The 26,180-nt window shown below is 41.0% G+C and carries 15 protein-coding genes and 1 pseudogene; 10 read left to right on the forward strand and 6 right to left on the reverse strand.

Annotation, left to right across the window (positions count from 1 at the left end):
* The first annotated feature begins 77 nt into the window (after nucleotides 1–77).
* Together gcvP and VJ937_RS13970 are read left to right on the forward strand one after the other, a co-directional pair.
* Nucleotides 78–2,945, forward strand: coding sequence for an aminomethyl-transferring glycine dehydrogenase (gene gcvP, locus VJ937_RS13965; protein WP_324068086.1), 2,868 nt, complete (start codon nucleotides 78–80; stop codon nucleotides 2,943–2,945).
* Nucleotides 2,946–3,033: 88 nt separating this feature from the next.
* Nucleotides 3,034–4,722 (forward strand): alpha-amylase family glycosyl hydrolase, encoded by a 1,689-nt coding sequence (locus VJ937_RS13970; RefSeq protein WP_324068088.1) that lies wholly within the window; start codon nucleotides 3,034–3,036, stop codon nucleotides 4,720–4,722.
* Nucleotides 4,723–4,742: 20 nt separating this feature from the next.
* Here the strand turns inward: VJ937_RS13970 and VJ937_RS13975 are convergent, their stop codons facing one another.
* The 4 genes from VJ937_RS13975 to VJ937_RS13990 all read right to left on the reverse strand — a co-directional run bounded on the left by VJ937_RS13975 (nucleotide 4,743) and on the right by VJ937_RS13990 (nucleotide 7,740).
* Nucleotides 4,743–5,462 (reverse strand): septal ring lytic transglycosylase RlpA family protein, encoded by a 720-nt coding sequence (locus VJ937_RS13975; protein WP_324068091.1) that lies wholly within the window; start codon nucleotides 5,460–5,462, stop codon nucleotides 4,743–4,745.
* 16 nt (nucleotides 5,463–5,478) lie between these two features.
* Nucleotides 5,479–6,420 (reverse strand): YihY/virulence factor BrkB family protein, encoded by a 942-nt coding sequence (locus tag VJ937_RS13980; protein WP_324068094.1) that lies wholly within the window; start codon nucleotides 6,418–6,420, stop codon nucleotides 5,479–5,481.
* Nucleotides 6,421–6,515: 95 nt separating this feature from the next.
* Complete coding sequence (nadC, locus tag VJ937_RS13985) at nucleotides 6,516–7,358, reverse strand: carboxylating nicotinate-nucleotide diphosphorylase (protein ID WP_324068096.1); 843 nt, start codon at nucleotides 7,356–7,358, stop codon at nucleotides 6,516–6,518.
* On the reverse strand, nucleotides 7,351–7,740 hold the full coding sequence (locus tag VJ937_RS13990; RefSeq protein WP_324068098.1) for a DUF4783 domain-containing protein: 390 nt from the start codon (nucleotides 7,738–7,740) through the stop codon (nucleotides 7,351–7,353). Before VJ937_RS13990 ends, nadC begins: the two co-directional genes overlap by 8 nt.
* Before the next feature lie 176 nt (nucleotides 7,741–7,916).
* Here VJ937_RS13990 and VJ937_RS13995 point away from each other — a divergent pair, with 176 nt between their 5' ends.
* From VJ937_RS13995 to VJ937_RS14010, 4 genes and pseudogenes are all read left to right on the forward strand, one after another.
* Nucleotides 7,917–8,390 (forward strand): 23S rRNA (pseudouridine(1915)-N(3))-methyltransferase RlmH, encoded by a 474-nt coding sequence (locus VJ937_RS13995; protein ID WP_324068099.1) that lies wholly within the window; start codon nucleotides 7,917–7,919, stop codon nucleotides 8,388–8,390.
* 9 nt (nucleotides 8,391–8,399) lie between these two features.
* Nucleotides 8,400–12,077, forward strand: coding sequence for a sensor histidine kinase (locus VJ937_RS14000; RefSeq protein ID WP_324068101.1), 3,678 nt, complete (start codon nucleotides 8,400–8,402; stop codon nucleotides 12,075–12,077).
* Nucleotides 12,078–12,097: 20 nt separating this feature from the next.
* A pseudogene (gene yidD, locus VJ937_RS14005) lies at nucleotides 12,098–12,349 on the forward strand (membrane protein insertion efficiency factor YidD); the annotation flags it as partial.
* 533 nt (nucleotides 12,350–12,882) lie between these two features.
* Nucleotides 12,883–14,313 carry a hypothetical protein gene (locus VJ937_RS14010; protein ID WP_324068103.1) on the forward strand — a complete coding sequence of 477 codons (1,431 nt, stop codon included), beginning with the start codon at nucleotides 12,883–12,885 and terminating at the stop codon, nucleotides 14,311–14,313.
* A 45-nt stretch (nucleotides 14,314–14,358) separates the two neighbouring features.
* Here VJ937_RS14010 and xerD read toward each other — a convergent pair whose 3' ends face one another.
* Nucleotides 14,359–15,276 (reverse strand): site-specific tyrosine recombinase XerD, encoded by a 918-nt coding sequence (gene xerD / locus VJ937_RS14015; protein ID WP_324068105.1) that lies wholly within the window; start codon nucleotides 15,274–15,276, stop codon nucleotides 14,359–14,361.
* A gap of 358 nt (nucleotides 15,277–15,634) precedes the next feature.
* Here xerD and VJ937_RS14020 point away from each other — a divergent pair, with 358 nt between their 5' ends.
* Together VJ937_RS14020 and VJ937_RS14025 are read left to right on the forward strand one after the other, a co-directional pair.
* Entirely contained in the window at nucleotides 15,635–17,179 is a 1,545-nt protein-coding gene (locus tag VJ937_RS14020; RefSeq protein WP_324068107.1) for an acyl-CoA carboxylase subunit beta, read from the forward strand.
* An 11-nt stretch (nucleotides 17,180–17,190) separates the two neighbouring features.
* On the forward strand, nucleotides 17,191–17,517 hold the full coding sequence (locus VJ937_RS14025; RefSeq protein WP_324068108.1) for an acetyl-CoA carboxylase biotin carboxyl carrier protein subunit: 327 nt from the start codon (nucleotides 17,191–17,193) through the stop codon (nucleotides 17,515–17,517).
* A gap of 143 nt (nucleotides 17,518–17,660) precedes the next feature.
* On the opposite strand, the gene VJ937_RS14030 is transcribed toward VJ937_RS14025, so the two are convergent.
* Nucleotides 17,661–22,538 carry a C25 family cysteine peptidase gene (locus VJ937_RS14030; protein WP_324068110.1) on the reverse strand — a complete coding sequence of 1,626 codons (4,878 nt, stop codon included), beginning with the start codon at nucleotides 22,536–22,538 and terminating at the stop codon, nucleotides 17,661–17,663.
* A 207-nt stretch (nucleotides 22,539–22,745) separates the two neighbouring features.
* Between VJ937_RS14030 and VJ937_RS14035 the strand changes: the two genes are divergently transcribed.
* A complete protein-coding gene (locus tag VJ937_RS14035; RefSeq protein WP_324068112.1) occupies nucleotides 22,746–24,890 on the forward strand; it encodes a prolyl oligopeptidase family serine peptidase in 2,145 nt (714 codons plus the stop codon).
* A 517-nt stretch (nucleotides 24,891–25,407) separates the two neighbouring features.
* Nucleotides 25,408–25,806: an endonuclease domain-containing protein gene (locus VJ937_RS14040; RefSeq protein ID WP_324068114.1), complete on the forward strand. Its 399-nt coding sequence runs from the start codon at nucleotides 25,408–25,410 to the stop codon at nucleotides 25,804–25,806.
* The last annotated feature ends 374 nt before the right edge of the window (nucleotides 25,807–26,180 follow it).

Here is a 26,180-nt window from a genome sequence, read left to right on the forward strand (position 1 = left end):
TAAGGTGAATCTTCTTTCTAACTTTGGACTGTTTTATCATGATTTTTGTAGTGTAACAAGTAAAAAAAAATCACACGATGAAGTTAATAGATAAATTTCAACTCAGACACATAGGTCCCAGGCCCGAAGAAATTGGACCAATGTTGGACAAAATTGGAGTGGGCTCCATTAATGAGTTAATGGATCAGGCCGTACCCAAATCCATTCGTTCAAAAAAACCGCTTAACCTTTCAGCTCCAATGAGCGAGCAGCAATATGCTGAATATGTCAGTAAAATTGCCAGAAAAAACAAGGTTTATCGTTCTTTCATAGGAATGGGGTATTATGAAACAGTAATGCCGGCGGTAATTCGTAGAAATATTCTCGAAAATCCGGGGTGGTATACTTCGTATACACCTTATCAGGCAGAAATTTCTCAGGGGCGGCTTGAAGCATTGCTCAACTTTCAAACTGTTGTAAGTGAGCTAACTTCTTTACCCATAGCCAATGCATCGTTGTTAGACGAGGCCACAGCTGCCTCAGAGGCTATGATTATGATGCATAGCAAACGAGCCCGGAAGTTTAAAAAGGGCGGAGATAAGCTTTTTGTCGATGAGGATATGTTTCCACAAACCAAGGCTGTACTTGAAACCAAAGCTGAGCCTTTAGGTATCGAAATTGAATATGGAAAGTTCGATGAAACAGAACTCGACGATCAGACTTTTGGTGCTATTGTACAATATCCGGCTGCAAGTGGACAGGTAAACGATTACCGTAAATTTGCCGAAAAAGCCAAAGCAAATGAAACTATGTTGGCTGTTGCTGCCGATATATTAGCACTTGCCATTTTAGTGCCTCCGGGTGAGTGGGGAGCTGATATTGCTTTTGGCAATACACAGCGTTTTGGTGTTCCTATGGGCTATGGAGGCCCACATGCAGCTTATTTTGCTACAACTGAAAAACTAAAACGTGCTTTACCCGGTCGTATAATTGGTGTTTCAAAAGACAGGCATGAAAATCCTGCCCTGCGTATGGCACTCCAAACGCGCGAGCAACATATTAAAAGAGAAAGAGCCACTTCAAATATTTGTACTGCCCAGGCTTTATTGGCTACTATGGCAGGTATGTATGCAGTTTATCACGGCCCACAAGGCCTTAAGGATACTGCAATGCATGTGCACAGCATGGCAGCAACCCTTGAGCAACAATTGGTAAAATTAGGCTATAAACAACTAAATGAGGGGTATTTCGATACACTTTACATAGAATTGCCCGACAATATTAAAAGTTGCGATATTCAGTCTCTGGCGCTGAGTAAAGAGATGAACTTTTTTTATTATGATGCACATCATGTAGGTATTGCAATTAATGAAAATACCGACATTAAAGATGTGATGGATATTCTTGATGTGTTTGCCCGGATAGCAAATAAAGAGGTTGAACCACAGGTGATCGAAGTAGAGCAGAATCGTTTTGAACCTGATCTACTCAGAACTTCTAAGTACCTGCAGGAACCAGTATTTAATTCATATCACAGCGAAACTGAAATGATGCGCTATATCAAGCGGCTCGAGAAACGCGATATCGCATTAAATCACTCTATGATTTCATTGGGTTCATGCACCATGAAGCTTAATCCGGCCAATTCCATGTTTGCCATAACCTGGCCGGAATTTGCCAATATGCACCCCTTTGCCCCGGCTGATCAGGCCGAAGGTTACAAAGAGCTCATTGATGAACTGGAGCGTGACCTGGCCGAAATTACAGGCTTTGAGGCTTGTTCCTTGCAACCAAACTCAGGCGCTGCAGGCGAATATACCGGATTAATGGTTATTCGTGAGTACCATAAAGACAAAGGTAACCACGACCGCAATGTGGTGATAATCCCATCATCGGCACACGGGACAAATCCTGCAAGTGGCGTTATGGCAGGAATGAAAGTGGTTGTGGTTGATTGTGATGAGAATGGTAATGTGGACGTGGACGACCTGAAGGCAAAAGCAGAAGAGCATAAAGATACACTGGCAGCCTTTATGATTACTTATCCGTCTACACACGGTGTTTTTGAGGGTCGCATACGCGAAATGAACCAAATTATTCACGATAATGGCGGATTGGTTTATATGGATGGAGCAAACATGAATGCTCAGGTCGGACTTACCAGTCCGGGAATTATCGGAGCCGATGTTTGTCACCTTAATTTGCACAAGACTTTCGCAATACCGCACGGGGGAGGAGGCCCTGGTGTTGGACCCATATGTGTAAACGAGAAATTAATACCATATCTGCCATCAAACCCGGTCCTTAAAACAGGTGGCGAAAAACCACTTAAGGCGGTGGCTGCTGCACCATATGGAAGTGCTTCTGTATTGCCAATCACCCATGCTTATCTTAAAATGTTGGGTGCAGAAGGGTTGCTGGCAGTAACTAAAATGTCAATTGTGAATGCAAACTACCTGGTAGCTGCACTTAAAGGATATTATGATGTGCTTTATACAGGTGAAACAGGTCGTTGCGCCCACGAAATGATACTTGAATGCCGAAACTTCCGACAGGAATATGGTGTTGATGCTACCGATATTGCCAAACGCCTGATTGACTATGGTTTTCATGCCCCGACGCTATCCTTTCCGGTTCACGATACATTAATGGTTGAACCTACAGAAAGTGAGTCGGTTCAGGAGCTCGATCGCTTTTCAGAAGCCATGATTTCCATTAAAAAAGAGATGGAAGATATCAAGAATGGCAAAGCAGACGAAGAGGATAACCTGCTAAAAATGGCACCGCACACAGCCGAAGAGGTTACCGCCGACGAATGGTCACATCCCTACAAACGCTCTGAAGCTGCTTATCCGTTGGAGTGGATAAGGATAAATAAATTCTGGCCACATATTGCCCGTGTGGATGATGGTTACGGCGACCGTAATCTGGTATGCACTTGTGCACCCATTAGCGAATATCAATAAACCAGAAATAAATCTGCATGAAAAGATCGTCACTAATGGCGATCTTTTCTTATTTTAGCTGTTGGATGTCAATAAATTAATGCGAAATATGAGTGTCAATATTTATCAGGTTTTCACGCGTCTGTTTAGAAACGATGCAGGCCAAAATATTTACAATGGTGATTTAAGTACAAACGGATCCTCAATGTTTAATCACTTTACGGAAAAGGCGCTTCATGAAATCCGTAATATGGGATTTAGTCATGTATGGTTTACCGGTATCATCAGACATGCCTCCTGTACATCTTTCGATGAACCCGGGTTGGAAGCCGATCATCCGGCTGTAGTGAAGGGGAAGGCTGGTTCGCCTTATGCTGTAAAAGATTTTTTTGATGTGGTTCCAGACCTGGCAGAAGATGTGGGCCATAGAATGAAGGAGTTTTATGATCTTGTTAATCGTTGTCATAAACAGGATCTAAAAGTGATCATCGATTTTGTGCCCAACCACGTGTGCAGACAGTATCAGTCAATTCAAAAACCTGAAAAAATACCTGCACTGGGTGCAAACGATGACACATCAATGAGTTTTTCTGCTGCCAATAATTTTTACTACATCCCCGGTGAGCCGTTCCAAATTCCGGAGGGAATAAATACCGAAGGTCTTCCGCCTTATTATGAAATGCCGGCCAAAGCTACCGGTAATAATGTTTTTGAAGCTCAACCACAAAAGACGGATTGGTATGAAACAGTTAAACTGAATTACGGGGTAGATTTCCGGCATGACTCCGCCACATACTTTGATCCCATACCACAAACCTGGTACAGGATGTATGAGGTGCTGCATTTTTGGGCCCATAAAGGTGTCGATGGTTTCCGTATTGATATGGCCGAAATGGTACCTGTTGAATTTTGGGGTTGGGTAGTGCCCAGGATAAGGGAAGATTTTCCGGAAATGCTGTTTATAGCCGAAATATATAAACCAGATGAATACAGGAAATATATTGAACAGGGGCATTTTGATTGGTTATACGATAAAGAGCAGTTTTACAATATCGTACGGGCTGTAATTGAAGAGAAAGTATCAGCCTCAGCCATATCTGATATTTGGAAAGCGCAGGAGGGAATTGATGCACATATGTTGCGGTTCTTAGAGAACCATGATGAGCAAAGAATAGCCTCGGAATTTTTTGCAGCAAATCCCGAAAAAGCCATTCCCGGGATGCTGCTTGCTGCAACCATGCACAAAGGCCCGTTGATGGTGTATTTTGGACAGGAACTGGCAGAGCAGGGTATGGATGAGGAAGGCTTTAGTGGTAAAGATGGTAAGACTACTATCTTTGATTACTGGAGGGTGGAGAAATACCAAAAGTGGGTTAATGGCGGCAGGTTTGATAATGAAATGCTTGACCAGAAAACAAAAGACCTCCGGGCTGCTTACGTTGAATTATTAAGATTTCGGCAAAAATATGAGGTAATACACTCTGGCGGGTTTTATGATTTGATGTGGGTGAATCAACATCTGGATACCGACTATGTTTACTGTTTTATCAGGCATTCAGATAATCAGGCAATACTTGTTTTACTGAATTTTGATACTGCTGACGATAAGCAACTTACATTAAACCTGCCTGTGCATGCCTTAAAGCATATCGGTTTGCACGAAACTAAAACTGTAAATGCCGGTGCTGTTTTGGGTAAACATAATTCCGTGGTGTTTAAACAAAAGGATAATCAATCATTGGAAGGGCAGTTTAAAATATCACCGTCTTCTGGGTGCATTTTTGAATTAACCCAATAAGGAAATTTCCCAAAAACATGCTAGAACTTAAAAATAAAACACCCGGGGAAATCATCTCTGATGCTTTCTTTAAATCTTTCAGCTTTTATTCTGTTGTCGAATTGGCCGGCAACAATGCGGTAAACTTTCATTCCATCCACAGAGGTTACCTGTATTGTGATATCCTGCCTAAGTTTCGATTGAATTTTGCGAACCCTTTCGAGCAGATTGACCATTTCTTTGTAACTGGCCAATTGTACGCCATAGCCAATTGGGCGTTTACTCTCTACTGAGAGGTTATAGAATTTGGGTTTAAACTGCACGGACTCACCTCCCTTGCCCTCTGCTTTTAGTTTTCCCGTTCCTGCTTCCTTTACAATGGGCGTTGCATTGTTCTTTTCCTGTGGCCGGTCCAATACTTCAAGTTTTACATTGCAAACACCATCTTTTATGAAATCAAGTTTTCGGGCTGCAGACTTGCTTAAATCTATTATACGGTCTTTTACAAATGGTCCCCGGTCATTTACACGTACTACCACTGTTTGGTTATTACTCAGGTTTGTAACACGTATGCGGGTGTTGAACGGTAATGTGCGATGCGCAGCAGTGAGTTTTGAATGCCAGTACTTTTCGCCTGAAGCTGTTGTGCGGCCCTCAAATTTATTGGCATAAAACGAAGCTTTTCCATATTGTATATCCTTTTGTGCATGTAGAACTAATGCACTTAGAATTAATATTATAATCACCGTAATTTTTTTCATGTTTTCTAATGTTTTGTTAAGTCGGGTCTTCTGAATGTTGCTTTTTAGCATTTAGTATGCTGGCATTAAGCTCAAATCCTACCAAAAGTACTAAAGCATTAATATAAAACCATAAAAGTAAAATAATTAACGTTCCGATGGAACCATATAGCGTGTTATATCGACTAAAATTGTTAATGTAAAACGAAAAACCCATTGATGAGAGTATGCCAAGTATTGTTGCAAGGGTGTTTCCGGGACTGAAGAATTTAAACTCTGCGTGCCTTGAAGGGGCTAAATAGTAAAGAAAAGATACAGCAAAATAGAACAAAGCTATAATTACAACCCACCGGCCAAAAAGGAGCATGTAAATTGTAAAGTCGTCTTGCAATATATTGGAAGCAACCAGAAAATTGATGATTTTTTCGCTGAATATTATCATGCCAATGGCGATGGAGAGTAGCAGGCTTAACAAAATTACAATTAAAAGCGAAATAGCTCTTCTTTCCAGCCAGTTGCGGGTTTCAAAACTGTTTACTGTTTCATTAAATGCACCAATTAATGTGTTAACACCATTTGTGCTAAAAATTAAAGCTGCGGCAAAACCAATTGATAGTAACGAACCTCTTTTATGCCTGGCAATGTCAACAATAGTGTTTTCTACCAAACTGAATATTTTTTGCGGCATTACATCCTGCATCAGGGCCATAAGCTCTGTTTGGAAACCTTCAATCGGAATATATGGAATGAGTGTAAACAAGAAAAGAATGGTTGGAAACACTGCAAGAAAAAAACTGTATGCAACTGCTCCAGCCCTGATGTCCACTGCCCCTTGTGTAATGGCATTCCAGAAATGACTGGCTACTTTGAGCAAACTTAAACCGGCAAATCCGGGCAACACAATTGCATCGGCCACTCTGGCCAGTTTGTCGCCAAATTTATCAGCCAGTTTTATTATACGTGCTTTCCATTGCTTCATCTGATATTTAATCTCGGGTTATCTCCGTATAACCTTTTTGTTTTGGATGTATTATATGCTTTCCGCAGGCTTTAATAATTTTTTCAGCGTTTTTGCTAAATTGCTTTCAGGCTCATGTCCAAACTGTTAATCTGGTGGGTCAGGGCTCCTACAGAAACGAAATCCACACCACATTCAGCAAAAGGGCGAACCGTTTCGAGCGTTATACCTCCCGATGATTCTGTTTCGCATTGCTTATCGATTACTTTTACTGCATAGCGGGTTTGCTCATAATTGAAATTATCAAGCATTATCCTGTCTGCCTTTCCTGTTTTAAGTATTTGCTCTACTTCATTCATATTACGGGCTTCTACTTCTATCGGTATGTCAAGCCCATTTTGCTTTTGGTAGAGGTGTGCGCGTTCGATAGCTGCTGCTATGCCACCGGCATAGTCCACGTGGTTGTCTTTTATCATCATCATATCGTAAAGCCCCATGCGGTGATTTTGGCCTCCGCCAATGCGCACTGCATCTTTTTCAAAATGGCGTAACCCCGGTGTGGTTTTTCTGGTATCTAATATTTTTGTATGCAGGTCGCTTATTTTTTCAACATATTCAGCTGTGAGGGAGGCAATACCACTCATTCTTTGCATAAAATTAAGTACAAGGCGTTCTGCCTGAAGTAATTTTTGTGTGTTGCCTTCAATAGTGAATGCAATATCGCCGGGTTTAATTTTTTCCCCATCCTTCATATGCCATTCAGCCTGCGAATCGGGCATAAGTTTACTGAAAATTGTTTTTGCGATATCTATCCCGGCAAGTATGCCTTTTGCCTTAATTCTTAATTCTGCTTTATTTGTAGCATCTTTAGGTATACAGGCCAGCGATGTGTGGTCGCCTGAACCTTCGTCTTCCTTAATAGCCAGTTCTATTAGTGTTTGTTTATGTAAGTTATTCATTCTCAATTCTAAGTTGGTGGATTTTTACTGAAACATCGGATTTTTTAAGTAGGAGGATCATCTTAAAGCTCCCATTTTCAGTACTTAATGTACCAATGATATAGCTGGTATTTGTTTTACCTCCCTGATGATTTATGTAAAAAGATTTTGGTTTGTGGGCCCTGAAAAATTTTTGCAAAACAAATTCGGCTTGTCTTGCGCTATAAATGTTTTCGTCCCCTTCAATGGCCATTTCAAGATTTTCATTAAAGAAACGAGCTACTATGCTTGCGTCTCCTTTCTTGATGCCAAGGTCGAGCTTCTTCGGCATTTCAAGTGCAGTTTGGCTATGTAAATGAAATGCAGTAATTAAAAGTAGTACAGTGCCGATTTGTTTAAGCATAATGGTTGGCTATATGATTTATTGTGGCTAAATTAATGTAATCGGTTTGTTTTTGCAATATTAATAAATTTGAGATTGCCTAAGTAAGGAGGCTGTAAAGGATTCTGTTGTGGTTTGGCATGTTTGTTGGTTTTATTTTGCTAAATTGGTGCATAAATTAAAAAAAAACATAGGCCTTGAAAGTCAAATTAGTTTGGATCGGTAAGTCAAATGGCAACTATATAAAAGATGGCATTGCAGAATTTCAGAAGCGGATAAATCGCTACCATACCTTTGACGTGGAAGAAATTGTACAGGTGAAAAATGGCGAGCGGTTAAAGCCAGGCGAACTTAAGAAAAAGGAGGCCGATTTGTTACTTAAACGTTTTTCTAAAGACGATTTTGTGGTTTTACTCGACGAGAGCGGAAAACAATATACAAGCAAAACCTTTGCAGCTTTCCTGCAAAAGCAAATGTTGAATGCGGTTAAACGCATAGTTTTTGTGGTAGGTGGGGCATATGGCTTCGATCAAAAAGTATATGAACGGGCGCAAATGAAGCTTGCATTGTCATCAATGACTTTTTCACATCAGCTCATCAGGGTTGTGTTTCTCGAACAATTATACAGGGCCAATACTATTATTCGAAACGAACCATACCATAATAATTAATCGCCGAATATGCTGATATTCAGAACAAAAATACTTCACGCTTTCATTGTTTTTGTTGTATTGGCAGCGCTGGCCTACAGCCTCTCTTTTTTTACTACTTTCGATAGCAGTTCCATGGTGGATACTGAACATATTGAAAAGGTTATTTATAAAAAGAAGCAAAGAACCCTGCAAATATTGCAGCAAACCGCCAATCAAATTGAAAAAAAAGGGTTTGAAGAATACCTGGAACACGAAACCCAGCCCCTGCAGGCTTTACATCAAAATGAGGGTATTGCAGTGGTTATTTACAAAAGCTGGTATTTGCGTTTTTGGCCCGACAATACCGTAGTTGTGCCGGAGGTATACGGATATAATATTTTTGAGGATCCGTTTATTAAACTGGGCAATAAATACTATGTGCCTGTACATTACAAAATGCCTGATTATGATTTGGTGGGGCTTATTTATATTAAAAGCGAGTTTGATTCATCTAGTGAAATGGTTGACGATCAGTTTAACCCCGATTTTTATTTATCCTCTGATATTAAAATTGTAAAAGATCCGCTGAAAGAACCCCGGGTTTTTGATGAGGATGATAATTACCTGTTCTCACTTCAGATAGAGAGCAAACCCATACAAAAAAGTGCTTATAGCTGGCTTATTTTTCTCTTTTTTACTGGTGCACTTATAGCTTTTTTTAGGCTCTTTATAATGCTGTTCCGATACAAGCGGTATGATTCCAACTATTATCCATACCTGATTTTTTCTTTGGTTTTTATTGTGGTATTGCGCATGCTGATGGTCAAATATCAGTTTCCGTTTTTTCTATATAATTTTGATCTCTTTAGTCCTGATTTGTATGCCAGTAATTGGATTGCACCATCATTAGGTGATTTGATTCTGAATACCCTTTTTGCGTTGTTTGTATTTTACTTTGCCCACAATGCAATTGATCCGGCAAAGATTCTGAACGTTAAAGATAAAAAAGCCGTTTATTTTTATTTGTCGGTGTTTATTGTACTGATCGGGGCTTTTATAATACAGCTTAACAATTTGTTGAGTACCGTTATTCGTGATTCTACAATTGAGTTTCAGCCCTACAAAGTTTTTAATTTATCCGGTTTTACGCTGCTTGCATTCCTGACCATTATAATCAACATCATTACGTTTCTGATTTTTGTAGATTGGGGTATACAATATTTTAAAAAGCACCTGAGAGTTAGACCAGCCGTTTGGTTTATCAATGGGCTGCTTATTTTGATTCTGTTGCTAAGCATATTTTTTGTACCGGGATTAAGCTGGCTAAGTGTCGCCTTTTATCTGTTATTGGTCAACCTTATGTTGTATTACCGTTGGTATAACAGGCTTAAATACAGTTTTATCCTGGTCTTTGCTGCGGCCTCGGCTTTGTATTTAACGCATGTAATTGATGTGCAGCATAATGAAAAACAGTTTGGACGAATGAAGCTGCTTGCGGTAAATCTTTCTTTATCGCAGGACTTTTATGCCCAAATGCGTTTTCAGGATATTAGCGAGGATATTCCGGCCGACCCCTACGTGGATACATTGCTGGCTGCGGAAAACGAAAATCAGGATGAACTGTATCAATACCTCAAAAGAGCATATTTTAGTAATTACCTGGCCCGTTATGATTTGCAGCTTGATGTATGTCATGACACTGATAGTGTTTTTGTAGAAGAATCCCCGGTTCAGTGGCAACACTGCAGGCAATATCATCACCGCCTGGCACTTGAAGAAGGAGAAGCAGTATTTAAATCCAATTATTTCTACATGGGCGAGGAAGATAGCCGACGCCAATATATGGGGTTGCATGATATTTTGGTTTCAGATGGAACGCATGTAACACTGATTGTAAAGCTCAAGGCCAAAATTGTGAAGTATAACCCGGGTTTTACACAGTTGCTTGACAAATATCGCAACGTGGGATCTTCTTTACTTGGTTCCTATTCTTATGCCCGCTATAATGAAAACAGATTGGTCTCTAAATTTGGCGACTGCCCTTATAGCCTTGTAGGCGATCCCTACGATCAGAGCGATGACGAGTACTCACGCATTTGCAATATGGATTATTGCCATTTGGTCTATAAGCAATCACCAGAAAATGTTATTGTGGTAAGCTACCCTACGGTTTCGTTTTTTCAGTTATTAATTAATTTCTCATACCTGTTTGTTTTTGTTTTCTTACTGCTGTCAATATTGGCGCTATACTACACCTATCAACGCAAAGGTATAGTGGTATCAAACAGTATTCGAAACCGTATTCAGTTTTCTATGATCGGGCTTTTACTAATCTCGCTTATTTTTATTGGTGGTGGCTCGGTTTATTACATTAGCCAGGGGTACGAAAAGAAAAATATGCAGGTAATTAATGAAAAGTTGCATTCGGTGCTTACAGAAATGCAAACTCAATTTGCCAATCACAACTCAATGCAACAATTCGATGTGGATTACCTGAATTTTTTGATGCAAAAATATGCAGACGTATACAATTCCGATATCTCGGTATTTGACATGAACGGAAATATGGTATCTACATCGAGACCAGAAGTATTCAAGCAGGATTTCTTAAGCCGAAAAATGGATTTTAGTGCCTTCAGGGCCCTGAAACATGAGCATCGGTTTAAAATTATACAGCAGGAGCAAATCGGGAAGTTGGTTTATTACAGTGCTTACGTACCTTTAGTGAACCGGGATAATAAAATGTTGGGTTTCGTGAACCTGCCCTTTTTTAGTAATGAAGATTTATTAACAGAGGATATATCAAGTATCATTGTTACGTTTATTAATGTTTATGTGCTATTGATTCTGCTAACCATTATTATTGCAGTGTTTATTTCCAACAATGTGACTCGTCCTTTGCAATTGCTCAGACAAAAAATGCGTCAGGTAGACATCAAAAAGCACAACGAACCCATTGACCTTAAAACAGATGATGAGGTAGGTGATTTGGTACGCGAATATAATCATATGGTTTCGGAATTAACCAGAAGTGTAGAGTTACTTGCACGCCAGGAACGTGAAACCGCCTGGAGAAGTATGGCACGACAGGTAGCACATGAAATTAAAAATCCGCTTACACCTATGAAGCTGAGTGTGCAACTTATGCTCCGGGCCTGGCAGGAAAAAGCACCCGATTTTGAGCAGCGTTTAGTAAAAGTAAGTAATACACTTATTCACCAAATTGAAACTTTGTCCAACATCGCAACAGAATTCTCAACCTTTGCCCGCATGCCCAATGAGCAAATAGAAAAGGTTGAAGTTAATACCATTATTAAATCAGCCAGTGCGCTGTATGATGAGTATAAAGATATTGAGATTGAGGTTGACCTGGATCAATCCCGTAACTTTAATGTTATGGCAGATAAAAGCAGACTCCTGCGAATGCTCAACAATCTGATAAAAAATGCTGCCCAGGCTATTCCAAAAGATCGCAAAGGGTTGGTTACAATGTCTTCGCAACAGGTGGGCGATATGGTGCTGATTAAAGTAACAGATAATGGTGATGGAATTCCTGAAGAAATAAGAGGTAAACTTTTTCAACCAAATTTTACAACCAAAACCAAAGGCATGGGATTGGGTTTGGCTATGGTTAAAAACATCGTAGAAGGATTCGGTGGAAAAATATGGTTCGATACTGAAACCGGAGAGGGAACAACCTTCTTTATACAATTACCTTTGGTATAACACTTGATGCAGTTAGCTTCATGAAAAAGACCATACTTATAATTTTATATCCATTCCAACTACTTTTAAAAGGCGTGGTTTTATTGATCGTATATTTTTACCGGTATGCTATAAGCCCTTTAACACCAGCCTCGTGTCGTCATGTGCCCACCTGCTCCGAATATATGGTCGAAGCTGTCAGGATACACGGACCTTTCAAAGGGCTGTGGCTTGGACTAAAACGCCTCTCTAAATGTCATCCGTGGGGCACCCACGGTTATGATCCGGTGCCTCCGCCAAAAGACAATGCTCATCAATATTACAAAAAAATGAACACCCTCAGGTACCGCTGGCCATGGAAATGGTTTAGCTAATTTTATGTGTATGATAATATAAGATCGGAGATCTCAAAAAAAAAATATTGTTGGTGTTGCTTATTGTTTTGTTACCTAAATTACATTACATATAGATAACTTACCAGGTCAGAGAAAATTAAGTTTGATTACTTCGTAATAATTTGTGAAAAAGACGCATCACTTGCACCGCCATTCATGGCGGTGTAATTAATGTACCTGTTTAAGAAATTACAACTTTGCAAGCAAAACTGGGTCTGGCTTAGCCTGATGAACTCAGCGGAGTAAGGGGGTGTATCTGTAAGCTGGCGAAAAGCGCTTTTTCACTACGTTCAAATCACTCAACTTAGGCTGTAATAAACACAAACCTTCATAAAATTTCGGATAATTGTGATGTTTAATGTGAATTTTTTAATAAAGATTAAATTTTATTCATTTTTTTTTAATTGCATTATCATTCAAAAAAAACAATTATGAGACACTTTCAGAAGCTATGTATTGCCCTTTTTGCGTTTTTTGCATACAATGCCAACGCACAAATTCAGGATTTAGATTTGTCCGATTATAAGTTACCGGAATTGAAACGGCAAACGCTGGGGTTCGATTTTGCCCTGAGTAACCGGGTTGATAAATCTTTTTATTCTACCAATTATTTTGAAGATTTTGAAGAAGAAATCATGAATAGCGCTGCTTTGAATTCACGCGTCATTCATACCTTTTATCATAATAGCCCATACTGGCAACAGGATTTTTATTCGAGCGTCAATATGGCTGCTGGTTACAGAGATGCCAAAGAAGATAAAGCATTGATCAATGAAACCCACCGGTTTAATGGAGGTTTATCATTATACCTCGTAAACCGTTATTATTTTCAGGGAAATGAAGGTTTTTTTCTGGGCGGAACGGCAGATGTTTCCTATAATTATAATTATTACAAAGAGTTAAATAACAGGGATAAAACCAATGAGGTTACGATTTATTTACCGCTTTCTATTGGATACGGCCGAATAGAACAGGTGCAGGATGCAAGACAGGCTGCCTATATTTATGAAGCATTGCAAAAACAAGGAAAAACAGGTGCCGTAAAATCATCGGAGGAGCTTTTGGAATTTGCAAGGTTCATATCTACCATAAAAAATGAACGGTTTTTCGATTTTAGGAACAAGCGTATCTATGAACTGGAAGAACTTGACAAGTACTTAAAGGAGAATGGATATATTGACGAACAAGATATCAGCTATTTCGCAACGCTATCGGATTTATGGTCATACGGCAATACGCCAATACGAAACACAGGATTCAGGGCAGAAGCTTTCATAAACCCCGGTTATGATTTGAATGAAACTTTATACAGAGGAGAATTCGATGATTTATATAATATGCGTGCCTACGTTTTAAAGACCGGTTTGAAAGCAACATATGAGAAACCTATAAATCTTTACTGGCAGCACTATATGAATGCGGATGTTTATTGGGGTACGGAAAAGTCGAGAATACGGCTTAGCAATTCCTACCTTGGCAAGTATATTTATCCGGGCGTTTATCTCGACCTGAACCACGGAGTAGGCTATTATCCCAATACCAGAACCAGTATCAATGCCTTTTATGGATTATCTATGGTGAAACATTTCGATAAAACTGATTTAGATGAGAATACTATGGGTATTAAAGGGCAGAACATCACTGCAAATCTTGGTTTTGATTTGAATTATTACATCTCACCACAAGTTCGGTTAAGTGCTGACTTAAATGTATATTACACGGTTAATAATGCAAAAAATGAGTATGTCGAGGTGGATTATATTGCTTCAGATCAGCCCTATTTCAACTACCAGTACCCTGGTTATCAGAAGAGCAGATTCAATTATGCTTTATCAGCCAGCTTACAATATTTCTTATTTTAATTTTTAATGTAATATTTCTGAAGCCATCCATTGGGGTGGCTTTTTTTATCCCCGCCCATGCGGGTGATACTCAATGAGGGTTTCTTTGAGGTAATGGCGATCGATATGGGTGTAAATTTCAGTAGTGAGAATGGATTTATGCCCAAGCATTTCCTGCACCACGCGTAAGTCAGCGCCATTTTCGACCATGTGGGTGGCAAAACTGTGGCGGAAAGTATGCGGACTGATGGTTTTATGGATTCCGGCAGCCTGCACCAATTGTTTGATTATGGTAAATACCATTACGCGCGTGAGGTGCTTGCCACGGCGATTTAAAAACACATAGTCTTCCTCATTTTTTTGAGGTTCCACATGCACCCTTTCGTATTTTACATAATTGATGATCTCTTTCATGGCTGTTTCTCCAATGGGTACAAGACGTTCGTTATTGCCTTTTCCTATTACACGGATAAACCCCTCGCTGAAATGGAGGTTGCTCAGCTTTAGCTCTGTCAGTTCTGAAACTCGCAGACCACAACCGTAAAGGGTTTCTATTATAGCCCGGTTGCGCTGGCTTTGTGGTTTACTCATATCGATAACGTTTACTATGGCATCAATCTCCTGGAGACTCAATACCACAGGCAATTTTCGTTTTGTACGTGGAGTTTCAAGTAGTTGGGCCGGATTGTGATCAATTATCTCCTCCATTTTCAGAAATTTAAAATAAGCTTTAATTCCTGACAAAATACGGGCCTGGGAAGTAGGAGAGAGGCCAATATCGTGAATCCAGTGCAAAAATTCACGTAGGGTTTTTATATCTGTTTTTTCAGGATTAAGTTTTCCTGAGTGCTCATCAGAGAATTGTGCTAACTTAAGGAGGTCGTGCATGTAAGCACTTATGGTATTGTCTGATAATCCCTTTTCGATTTGCAACCAGGCACGAAATGCATCTGTATGGGGTATATGTTGAGCCGGAACATCCATTGCGTAAAAATACCAATTCTCTCCAGAATATGAATACAAATTATATTTAGAACTGCATATAGAATAATTATCTTGCTTTGAGGTCTTTGTTGTTGCTATTTTCTATTGTAAAAGTGTATGTTTCTGATGGGAATAAACTAATTTGATTTTTTTGCTTCTGGGCAAATTCATTTATTATCTTTGATACTCAAATTAATAGATATCGAAATCATATTTCACGGGTGAGAAATGATTAAAAATGATTTTTTATCTTTAACCAATATTTCGTAATCTTGTAAATAATTTGTTAATATGGCCAATTATGGCTGCTAAATTACACGATAGGTTGTGATTTAATGTTAAACCAAAATTTGTTCTTATGTCATTAAAACAAAAGACGAAAGAGCTTTTAAAAAGAAGAGCCATTGCAGAACAGGGAGGTGGCGACAAGGCGATTCAGAAGCAAACTGCAATGGGTAAAATGACTGCCCGTGAGCGTATTTTAGCTCTTCTTGACAAAGACTCCTTCCATGAGTATGACCTTTTCGTGGAGCATGATGCCCGCGATTTCAACATGGATAAGAAGGTGCTGCATGGAGATGGTGTGATCACCGGTACCGGTACCATTTATGGTTCACCTGTATGTATTTTTGCACAGGATTTTACTGTAGCAGGAGGTTCGCTTGGTGTGATGCACGCCCGAAAAATCACCAAAATCATGGATCACTCGCTAAAAATGCGTGTGCCTTTGATTGGTATCAATGACTCCGGTGGTGCCCGTATCCAGGAAGGTGTAAACTCTTTGGCTGGTTATGGAGAGATTTTCTTTAGAAATACCCTCGCATCTGGTGTTATACCACAAATTTCAGTCATTCTTGGTCCTTGTGCAGGTGGGGCAGTTTATTCGCCCGCACTGACGGATTTTGTATTTGTGGTCGATCAGATTTCCAAAATGTTTATTACCGGTCCTGAGGTTATTAAAACTGTGCTCGGAGAGGAAATTACCATGGAAGAACTTGGTGGTGCACTTGTACAGGCAGAGAAAACAGGTAATGCACACTTTTATGCTAAAAATGAGATGGAGTGCTTCGATCAGATTAAGAAACTCATCACATTTATTCCGTGGAATAATGGTCAGAAAGCACGTGCATTTCCGCCAAAAGAACCACGTAAAGAGTATAAAATTGAGGATATTGTACCCAGCGATCCTAAAAAACCATATGACGTTCGCGACGTTATTCGCGCATTGGTCGATGACTCTGATTTCTTTGAAGTACAGGAGCGATTTGCAGCCAATATTGTTGTAGGATTTGGTCGTATTAACGGAGAAACAGTCGGATTCGTTGCAAACCAGCCATTGGTTTTAGCTGGTGTGTTAGATACCGATTCTTCTGATAAAGCTGCCCGCTTCATTCGTTATTGCGATGCATTTAATGTGCCGGTTGTAACACTTGAAGACCTTCCGGGATATCTCCCAGGGGTTGATCAGGAGCATGCCGGTGTAATTCGCCACGGAGCTAAGGTGCTTTATGCTTATAGTGAAGCAACAGTACCAAAAGTTACCATTATTTTGCGTAAAGCATATGGTGGTGGATATATTGCAATGAATTCACGTCACCTGCGCGCAGATTTTGTCTTTGCATGGCCAACAGCAGAAATTGCTGTAATGGGTCCGGAAGGCGCGGCTAATATTATTTTCCGTAAAGAAATCAAAGAAGCCGATGATCCCGAAGCTATGCGCAAACAAAAAGTGAAAGAGTATAAAGAAAAATTTGCGAACCCTTATGTAGCTGCAGCAAAAGGATATATCGATTCTGTAATCGAGCCGGAAACGACTCGTCGTATTTTGATGCACTCAATTGAGGTTTCGGCTAATAAGAACGTTGGACAACCGAAGAAAAAACACGGTATTCCACCATTCTAAACATTTGTACTATGGAGGAAAAAGCAAAAAAACCAAGGTTCAAAAGCTTTATTGTTGATGAAACGGTATATAAAACATACCTGACTAAAAAGTATCATGAGCGCAGAGCTTACGAACCGCATAATCCTAAAAAACTGATTTCTTTTATTCCGGGTACTATTTTAAAGATACTTGTGAAGGAAGGACAGAAGGTCAAGAAAGGAGACCCATTGCTCATACTGGAGGCCATGAAAATGGAGAACGAAATTCTTTCAGAGAGAGCATTTAAGGTTAAAAAAATTCATGTGAAAAAGGGCGAAACAGTGCCCAAAAATACCTTAATGATGGAATTCGAATAGAATTTGAATATAATATTTAGAAGGGCCGCCCGGGGAGGACGGCCCTTTTTAGTTTTTTTACATCAATAAAACTTATAGAGACAAAAACATAAAAAAAGGCTGCCCGAATGAGCAGCCTTTTTGAATATAGCTTTCTAAAATTATTATCGGCTGATGATAAAACGCTGTGTTTCCACTTTGTTTCCATCCTGTAATTTAATGAAATAAATACCTTCTGAAGCATTGTTCATATCAATGGTTGCCTGACCATTCACTTTTTCGGTGTGAATAGTGCGGCCAATGGCATTCATTACGGTAATATTGTAAGTGCCGTTTACCTCAATGTGGAAGGTTCCCTTGTTCGGGTTCGGGTACAGTTTCAGATTAGCTGTTGCAATACCGTTAATTCCAACCATGTTCACAGGTACGGTAACTGGGCCGTCTACAACGTCGAATGTTCCGGTTGCGTCAGGATATCCGTCCATGGTTACAGTGTATTCATGTGTTCCGGTTTGCATTTCCATTGAAGCATGACCATCTACATCGGTAGTCATTGGATCCATTCCAGGGCATGTAATGGTTGCGCCTTCGGCAGCTGCGCCATCAGCGGTAACTTCAAATGTAACCATGTACATTTCCATATCAAGGGCTACCTCTTCGGCTACATCGGCTCCTGAAACGGTAATGCTGCCTGTGGCATCATAATAACCTGTTGCACTTACTGTGTAATCATATGTACCGTCGGCAAGGTCAATGGTAGCAACACCATTAACACCTGTTGTAATATCAGTACTGTTAATGTTAACTGTTGCGCCTTCAATTGGGTTGCTGTCAGCATCAGTTACTGTAAATGTAGCCAGGTAGTTGCCCGGAGTTACACAGCTGATGTTGGCTTCCCAACCCGGATCAACTACACTACCGTCAGAATTAAACACAAAGGTTAGTGCGCCTGCTGCATTGGTAGCCTGAACCGATAAACCATCGTTAACATCATCGTAAGAACCAATTTGAGTAGCTGTAGCATCTTCTCCATCATAAATGGTCAGGTAATCATAACCACCCTCTGTTTCAAAGGCTACAAAATCTACACGACTTACTTTTCCGGTTTCTGCCGGGTAAATGGTGAAAGTCAGGTTCTCATCTGAGCTGTAGTCTCCGTCAGGACCACCTGTATCGAAGAATACGCCGTTACAGGTGGTAACAGAGCCATCCTGCATATAAAATACCGGTAACACATTAATCATATCGGTTACACTGTACGGATCAGAATCGCCAATTTCATTTGTTGCTACCAGTTCTATGGTGTAGTATCCCGGTGTGTTGAACTGAATGGCCGGATTCTGTGAGGTACTGCTTGTACTCTCTAAATATTCAAACTCCGAGCCTTCGGCTCCCGGTGTAACAGTCCATTGCCATCCGGTAGGTGTATTAGTCGACATGTCTGTGAAATGTACAACTTCACCCGGGTAAACGTCGGTTACATCAGCTGTAAAGTCAGCAACAGGTACCTCAGTCACTTCATTGATGGTGATGTAGTCTGTTTTAGTTTCCGTATCGCTATCAACGAGGTTAGTGGCTGTAAGCTCTACAGTGTACGAATTGGCTGTATTGAATTGTACAACCGGGTTGCGGGAAGTGTTATCTGTTCCTTCAACAAACTCAAAATCTGTGCCGGCAGTTCCGGGTGTAATTGTCCAATCCCATGATGTTGGCGCATTGGTTGTAAGATCGGTAAAAGCCACGCTCATGCCTGCTGTAGTTTCGGTTGGTGTAGCCTCAAAATCTGCCACTGGTGAATTTGGAGCAACCAGTATAATTTTGTAATCTTCTGTGCCGCCCCAGGTAAACGTACCACAAGGTGAAATACTACTTGAAGTTTCCTGCACGATAACACGCACAAACTTTTGACCTGCAGGTGCATCAGCCGGAATAGTGATTGTTCCGGTTGCAGTCCAGTCATTATCTTCCGATGCGATTTCCAGGGCTGTTTCGCCTTCATCATCAAAATCACCATCGTAGTTCCAGTCTACAAATACTGCAGCTCCTTTGGTGTAAGTTCCGCCACAACTACCAAGGGTAATTGATACATCATAGGTTGCACCAATCATAAATTCGTGAATCAATTCCGGATCTTCAGTGAAATCGTCATATTGACCACAGTCACCATCGGTATTGTTGGCAAGGTCGCCAAATTCGAAGTTCGTGAGGTCAGAATCTGATGAACTTGTTGCCCCTGATTCGCAGTATTCGGGTACAAAACCAATGATTACCTGCTTATCTGCTGAAGCTGTATACTGATCGCTGGCGCCACCTGTTACATTATTGGTCAGGTCAACCGGTGTGCCAAGTGGTGTGGCTGCATCTGCTGTAACTTGATATGTGGCAGTAGCGCTGGCTCCTGCTGCAATAGCTCCAACGGCAGCTGTATTATCTGTAAAAGTGAGGTATTCAGATCCGCTGTTAATGGTAAATGCACTGTTTACATTGTCTATGTCGGCAGCACCATTGTTATTGATTGTCAACACGAGGTTGGCTGTTTCACCCGGATCAAGAATATTGTCGCCATTGCCTGATCCCGTATCGTCGATGTTCATAACACCAACCGAAAGGACAGGAGCATCGACAACAATATTAAAATTGCTTTCCCATGTATATTTGGCATCATCACCTGTTGCTGTAACGGTGAATAATATGGAATGCTGATCAGGAATATCATCAGCAAAAGCCAAAGCAAAAGCATCGGCAATAGTTGTTGAATCGCCGGCATTAATTGTACCATAGGTTTCGTTATTGTCCGAAATAGTAACGTAGCTATCTTCTGTAGAGAGTGTTACGTCTACATTGGCAGCATCGTATCCACTTCCTGCTTCGGCCACGTTTTTCATATTTACATCCAGTGTAACAGCTTCTCCATAAGCTGTAGATCCGTTAACTGTATATTCATTCAATACAACGAAAGGTTCTGTTCCCGGCACTACATCCAATGTTCCAATATATGGCTGGTGGAATTGTCCTGTAATTACCAGGTCAGCAGTGGTTGGCGTTGTAAATGGATCAAACTCCAGTGTAAGCGATCCGCTGGCATCTGCAACAGCTGTAGTAATTAGTGTACCTCCATCGCTTAGAGCCACTCTTGCATATTCGGGCAAACCGGTAATGCTAAGTGTTCCAACACCTACAAATATAGTGCTCTGGTAGTTTGGTGTTATTGGGTCTGGGACACCGGCATAGGGTACTAATGAAGGATCACCCATCAGGTGATAAATTTCCCAGTAGTAAAGTTTTCTGCTTGAGCTACTTTCTTCTACTGCCAAATTTCCGGCAATGTTTACCTGTCCTGTTGTAATTGCCCAGTCTGCATATGGCTGGTCTGCTCCATTTTCATGGAACATCAGGTCATAATTACCATTTCCGAAGTCGGCATATTGTGGCTCCTCTACAGGCGATCCGTTACCAACGGCCCACCAGTAATCTTCGTCCCAATAGGTGCTGTTTGAACCACCCATGTATCCAATGGCGCCTTTGTTGGCAGTACGCAAAAGTGCTTCGCCGAAACATTCATTGTCATCGAATTTGTTTGATAAACAGCAGTTTCCGATTAAAACACCGTATTTCCCATCGTTGGTTAATGAAGGCACATCGCTTGTTGTAAATGAAGGTGTACCCCAACCAGATGAATTACAGTGTGCAGTGTAGTTACCCCAGGCAATACCTGCATTTACATTGGCAATGATTGAATCATGTACTGCGGCATTTCCGTTTGGAGGATCCTGCAAAAATAGGTGGTTGTTTATACCATGCTCGGCATTAAAATATAAATTATCTACATACCACATGGCACCATTTCCATACACGTCCTCCCAGCTTTCATCATCTCCTGCAACTAAAAGGGTTTGGTCGAGGTACGATGGATCTGCCATTTCGTATTTTTCATACATCAGTGTTTTTTCGATAATGGCATCAAGCTGATCGGTTGTTTGTGCTGAAAAACGGCCGTGGTTAATATCGGGAATCATGTCGCTGGGGCCGTCATAACAGGCATAGTAAAGATCGCTGACATGGCTTCCTGATTCACCGGAGAAAGCTGGAATCTGACCTATGTCACCTACTAGAAGCAGGAAGGAAGGTGCAGGATCTTCTGCTGTAGCACCATCATATAATCCCTGAAGGAACGATTGAATTGAAGTGGTTGTATTACCTACTTCAGGTTCGTCAGTATAACGCACTGTAGTAATTACGCCTGACATGTTCTTCCACTCAACGAATGGTTGGAGTGAAGTTTCGAACATGCGGTCGGCAATTACAATCATTTTAACCGGTTCGTTCTGATTTAAAGGTTTACCTTCCACTTTATGGTTCATGGTTTTGCTGAGTAGTGAAGAGAATACACTATTTCCGTAAATTTCCTTCATTTCCTCAGTTTTAGCCATATCAGCACCTTCAAAAGTTATTTCAACCTCTAAGTCAGTAACTACTCTAAGTTCGTTGGTTACCGGGTTGTAGCTGAATGGGTTAATGGCTATTGTACCCAAACGTGTGCCACGCATAATGCCCGATTCTTCGTAAACAACAATATCATTGCTGTAAAATGCATCACGGGCATAAGTTTTTTTGTTGAATTTGAATTCTTGTTCTTTACCTTCGTCACATTTTGCCACTGATGGCTGACTAGGATAGAGGTTGCCTTCAAAACCTCTTTCATCTAAACTGATAACTTCAGTTTTTTGAGAAAGAACTTTAATTTTAACATCAGCACCAAAAGGCACTTCAATTAATTTTGTTTTGGTTGGCAAATTAGGATTTCCTATATCAAATGATTTAGTAAATCCTTTTGAGTGAAGCATGAAAAAATTACCGTGCTTGTTTTCTTTTGCCTTTACCATTGCCTCGGCAACAGAAAGTTCAAAGTTAAAGCCTGTTTGTGTGATTTTTTCGACTTTTAGTTGATTGTCGCTCTTCTTAAAAACGAGCTTCTCTCCATTTGCAGCCCAGGCAGTAGCCATTATTGCCATCGCTAAAATGGATAATAGAATTCTTCTCATAGCGTATAGTTTTAGATTAAAAATCTATCAAATTTGTAAAAAAAATGTTAAGTTCACAAATAATTAGGGCACGTTAACATGTGGTTGTCATTATTTTTCAAACAGAATTTATCACGTGTTTTTGAGCAATAGAAGCATTTATTTGTAAATTCGTATGCACGCTTGAATTTTGTTTCACAAATTATGTCCAATATAAAATTTATAAAAATGAAGTATTTTTTTCCTCTGGCGTTGGCAGTATTAATGCTGGCCGCCTGTACACCCAAAAAAGAGAAACCCACAGATTTTCAATATCCTGATACCAAAAAGCAGGATGTGGTAGATGATTATTTTGGCCAAAAAGTAAAGGACCCGTATCGTTGGCTTGAGAACGACACCTCCAAAGCTACCGCGCAATGGGTAAAAGCTCAAAATGAGGTTACTTTCGGGTACCTGGAGCAAATACCTTTTCGCGATGCCATTAAAGAACGTTTGACGGAAATCTGGAACTATCCCCGCATTTCTGCACCCTTTAAGCGTGGCGGACATTACTTTGTGTTTAAAAACGATGGCCTCCAGAACCAAAGTGTAGCTTATATTAAAGACAACCTGGAAGATGAGGGCGAAGTAATTCTTGACCCGAATAAGTTATCTGAAGACGGAACAGTGTCTTTGGCAGCCTTTACGCCTTCTGAAGATGGTAGGTATTTGGCTTATGCCATTTCACGCGGCGGGTCAGACTGGCGGGAGATTTACGTGAAAGACATTGAAACCGGCAAATTGCTCGATGATCACATCATGTGGGCCAAGTTTTCCGGTATTACATGGTACAAAGATGGTTTTTTCTACACCCGTTACCCAAAACCTGAAGAGGGTAGTAAGTTGAGTGGTGTGAATGAAAACAATAAAATTTATTATCATAAACTGGGTACACCGCAATCAGAAGATGAGCTCTTTTATGAAGACCCTGAGCATCCCGAGTGGGGGTTCGGTGTGGATATTACCGAGGATGAAAAGTACATGATCATTTACGTAACCGAATCTACCAGCGGCAATGCATTGTATTTTAAAGATCTTAAAGATCCGAATGCAGAGATGCAAACACTGGTAAGCGGATTCGAGAAAGATTACAGTGTAATTGACCACATCAACGGACAATTTTTGATCAGAACCAACGATGGTGCTTCGCGGTATCGTATAATGGCTGCCGATCCGGCCAACCCGGCCATGGAAAATTGGACCGAATTCATACCCGAAGAAGAAGGCGTATTGCGCGGTATTAGTCTCGTTGGCGGCAAAATGATTGCCAATTACATGAAAGATGCCCGCTCACAAATTAAAATCTTTGACCTGGAAGGTAACTTCCAACACGAGCTGGACAATGACGTGGTTGGAACCATCAGTGGTTTTGGAGGTAAGCTCGAAGATGAAATCACGTTCTACACCGTGACATCATTCACCACACCTTCTACTGTGTACAAATACAACGTGGCCGATAATAAATCGGAGCTTTATCAGCGTAGTAAGATTGACATTGATGCCTCGAAATATGAGTCGAAACAAGTATTTTACGAAAGTAAAGATGGTACCAAAGTACCCATGTTCATTACCCATAAAAAAGGCCTGGAGCTCGATGGTGACAATCCAACACTACTTTACGGTTATGGTGGTTTCAACGTGAGTTTGACGCCTTCATTCAGTATCACCCGACTGATTTGGCTCGAAAACGGCGGTGTATTTGCCATGCCTAACCTGCGCGGTGGCGGCGAATACGGCGAAGAGTGGCACAAGGCCGGTACGAAATTGAACAAGCAAAACGTGTTTGACGATTTCATCGCTGCAGCCGAGTATCTGATTGATAACGATTACACATCGTCCGACAAGCTGACCATTCAGGGTGGATCCAACGGTGGATTGCTCGTGGGAGCTGTAACCAATCAGCGTCCCGACCTGTTTGCCGTAGCCCTGCCCGCAGTAGGTGTGATGGATATGCTGCGTTACCATAAATTTACCATTGGCCGCTATTGGGCCACCGACTATGGTACCTCAGAAGACAAAGAGGAGATGTTCAACTACCTGATGAGCTACTCTCCACTGCACACTATAAAGGAAGATGCCGATTACCCGGCTGTATTGGTTACCACGGCCGATCATGACGACCGTGTAGTACCTGCACACTCATTCAAATACATTTCTACCTTGCAGGAAAAATACGACGGTAACAATCCCGTAATGATTCGCATTGCCGTAAAGGCAGGACACGGAGCCGGCAAACCAACCAGCATGGTTATCCAGGAATATGCCGACCTCTGGTCGTTTGCATTCTACAATATGGATGTAACACCCAAATACGAAGTAAAAGAAAAAGAATAGATAAGTTTATGCAGCTATTAACGGCAAGGTTCTTAAGCCTTGCCGTTTTTTTGTGGCGGGTGTGGCAAAAGCCGGCGCACCCTCACTAACGCTTCCCGATTCTCGGGACAGGCCCTGAAGGAGCGGACTTCCTACTGCGCAGCCGATCGAGCGGATTTGACTTCGTCGAGCTCCTTTCAGTCGGTTAGCTTCGCTGAGCTCCCTACGGTCGGTTGCAATCCGTTCGCGACGAACAGTAAAAACAACAAACGCTATAAAAGAGGCTGCTATAATGTGGCCTCTTTTTTTGCCTCCCCGGCACCTCACTAATCCGCCAGCTGGCGGAAGAACCCCCACCGCGCAGCCTGCACAAAATTTCTACGCTACGGCCATGAGCACCAAAACGAACGAAATTACCTGTAATCAGGTTAGTGTTCTGTAATACAACCTGATCGGAGCGTCCCTTCTCCTCTCAGGAGAAGGACAGGATGAGGTGATATTGCCAAAAAAACAAAAATTTGTAACTTAACTCAAAAAAATGGTTTATAAGTCCCAGAGTACAGATGATAATCTTCATCTAGGTGCCAATGGTAAACGTTTCAGTGATGCCAAATTTATGCGCAAAAACCCTACAGAAACAGAAAAAATTCTGTGGCAAGCATTAAGAAACCGGCAATTGAAAGGATATAAATTCCGTCGGCAACACCCATTATTCCATTTTATTGCCGACTTTTATTGCCATGAAATTAAATTGGTTGTTGAAATTGATGGGGACTACCATCAAGACATAACTCAAAAGGAAAAAGACGAAGGCAGAACTTATGAGTTAACCAAATATGATATAAAAGTAATCCGTTTCAAAAATGAAGAAGTTTTAAATAATTTAAATGATGTATTGACACAAATTGCAAAATTCATTAAAAATATAGAAACATAAAACTACTTTCCCCTCCCCGCACCTCACTAATCCGCCAGCTGGCGGAAGAACCCCCACCGCGCAGCCTGCACAAAATTTCTACGCTACGGCCATGAGCACCAAAACGAACGAAATTACCTGCAATCAGGTTAGTGTTCTGTAATACAACCTGATCGGAGTTTTCCTTCTCCTTGAGGAGAAGGTTAGGATGAGGTGATATAACGGAGCACTCCTTCTCATTGAGGCTGTGTCCGATTACCAGCGGAAGAAGGTTAGGATGAGGTGAATAGCCGGAACAGGAAACCGAAACTGACACACTTACCTGTCTCCCCGCACCTCACTGATCCGCCAGCTGGCGGAAGAACCGCCTGCACGCAGCCTGCACAAAATTTCTA

Source organism: Salinivirga sp. (assembly GCF_035268865.1).
Lineage (GTDB): Bacteria > Bacteroidota > Bacteroidia > Bacteroidales > Salinivirgaceae > Salinivirga.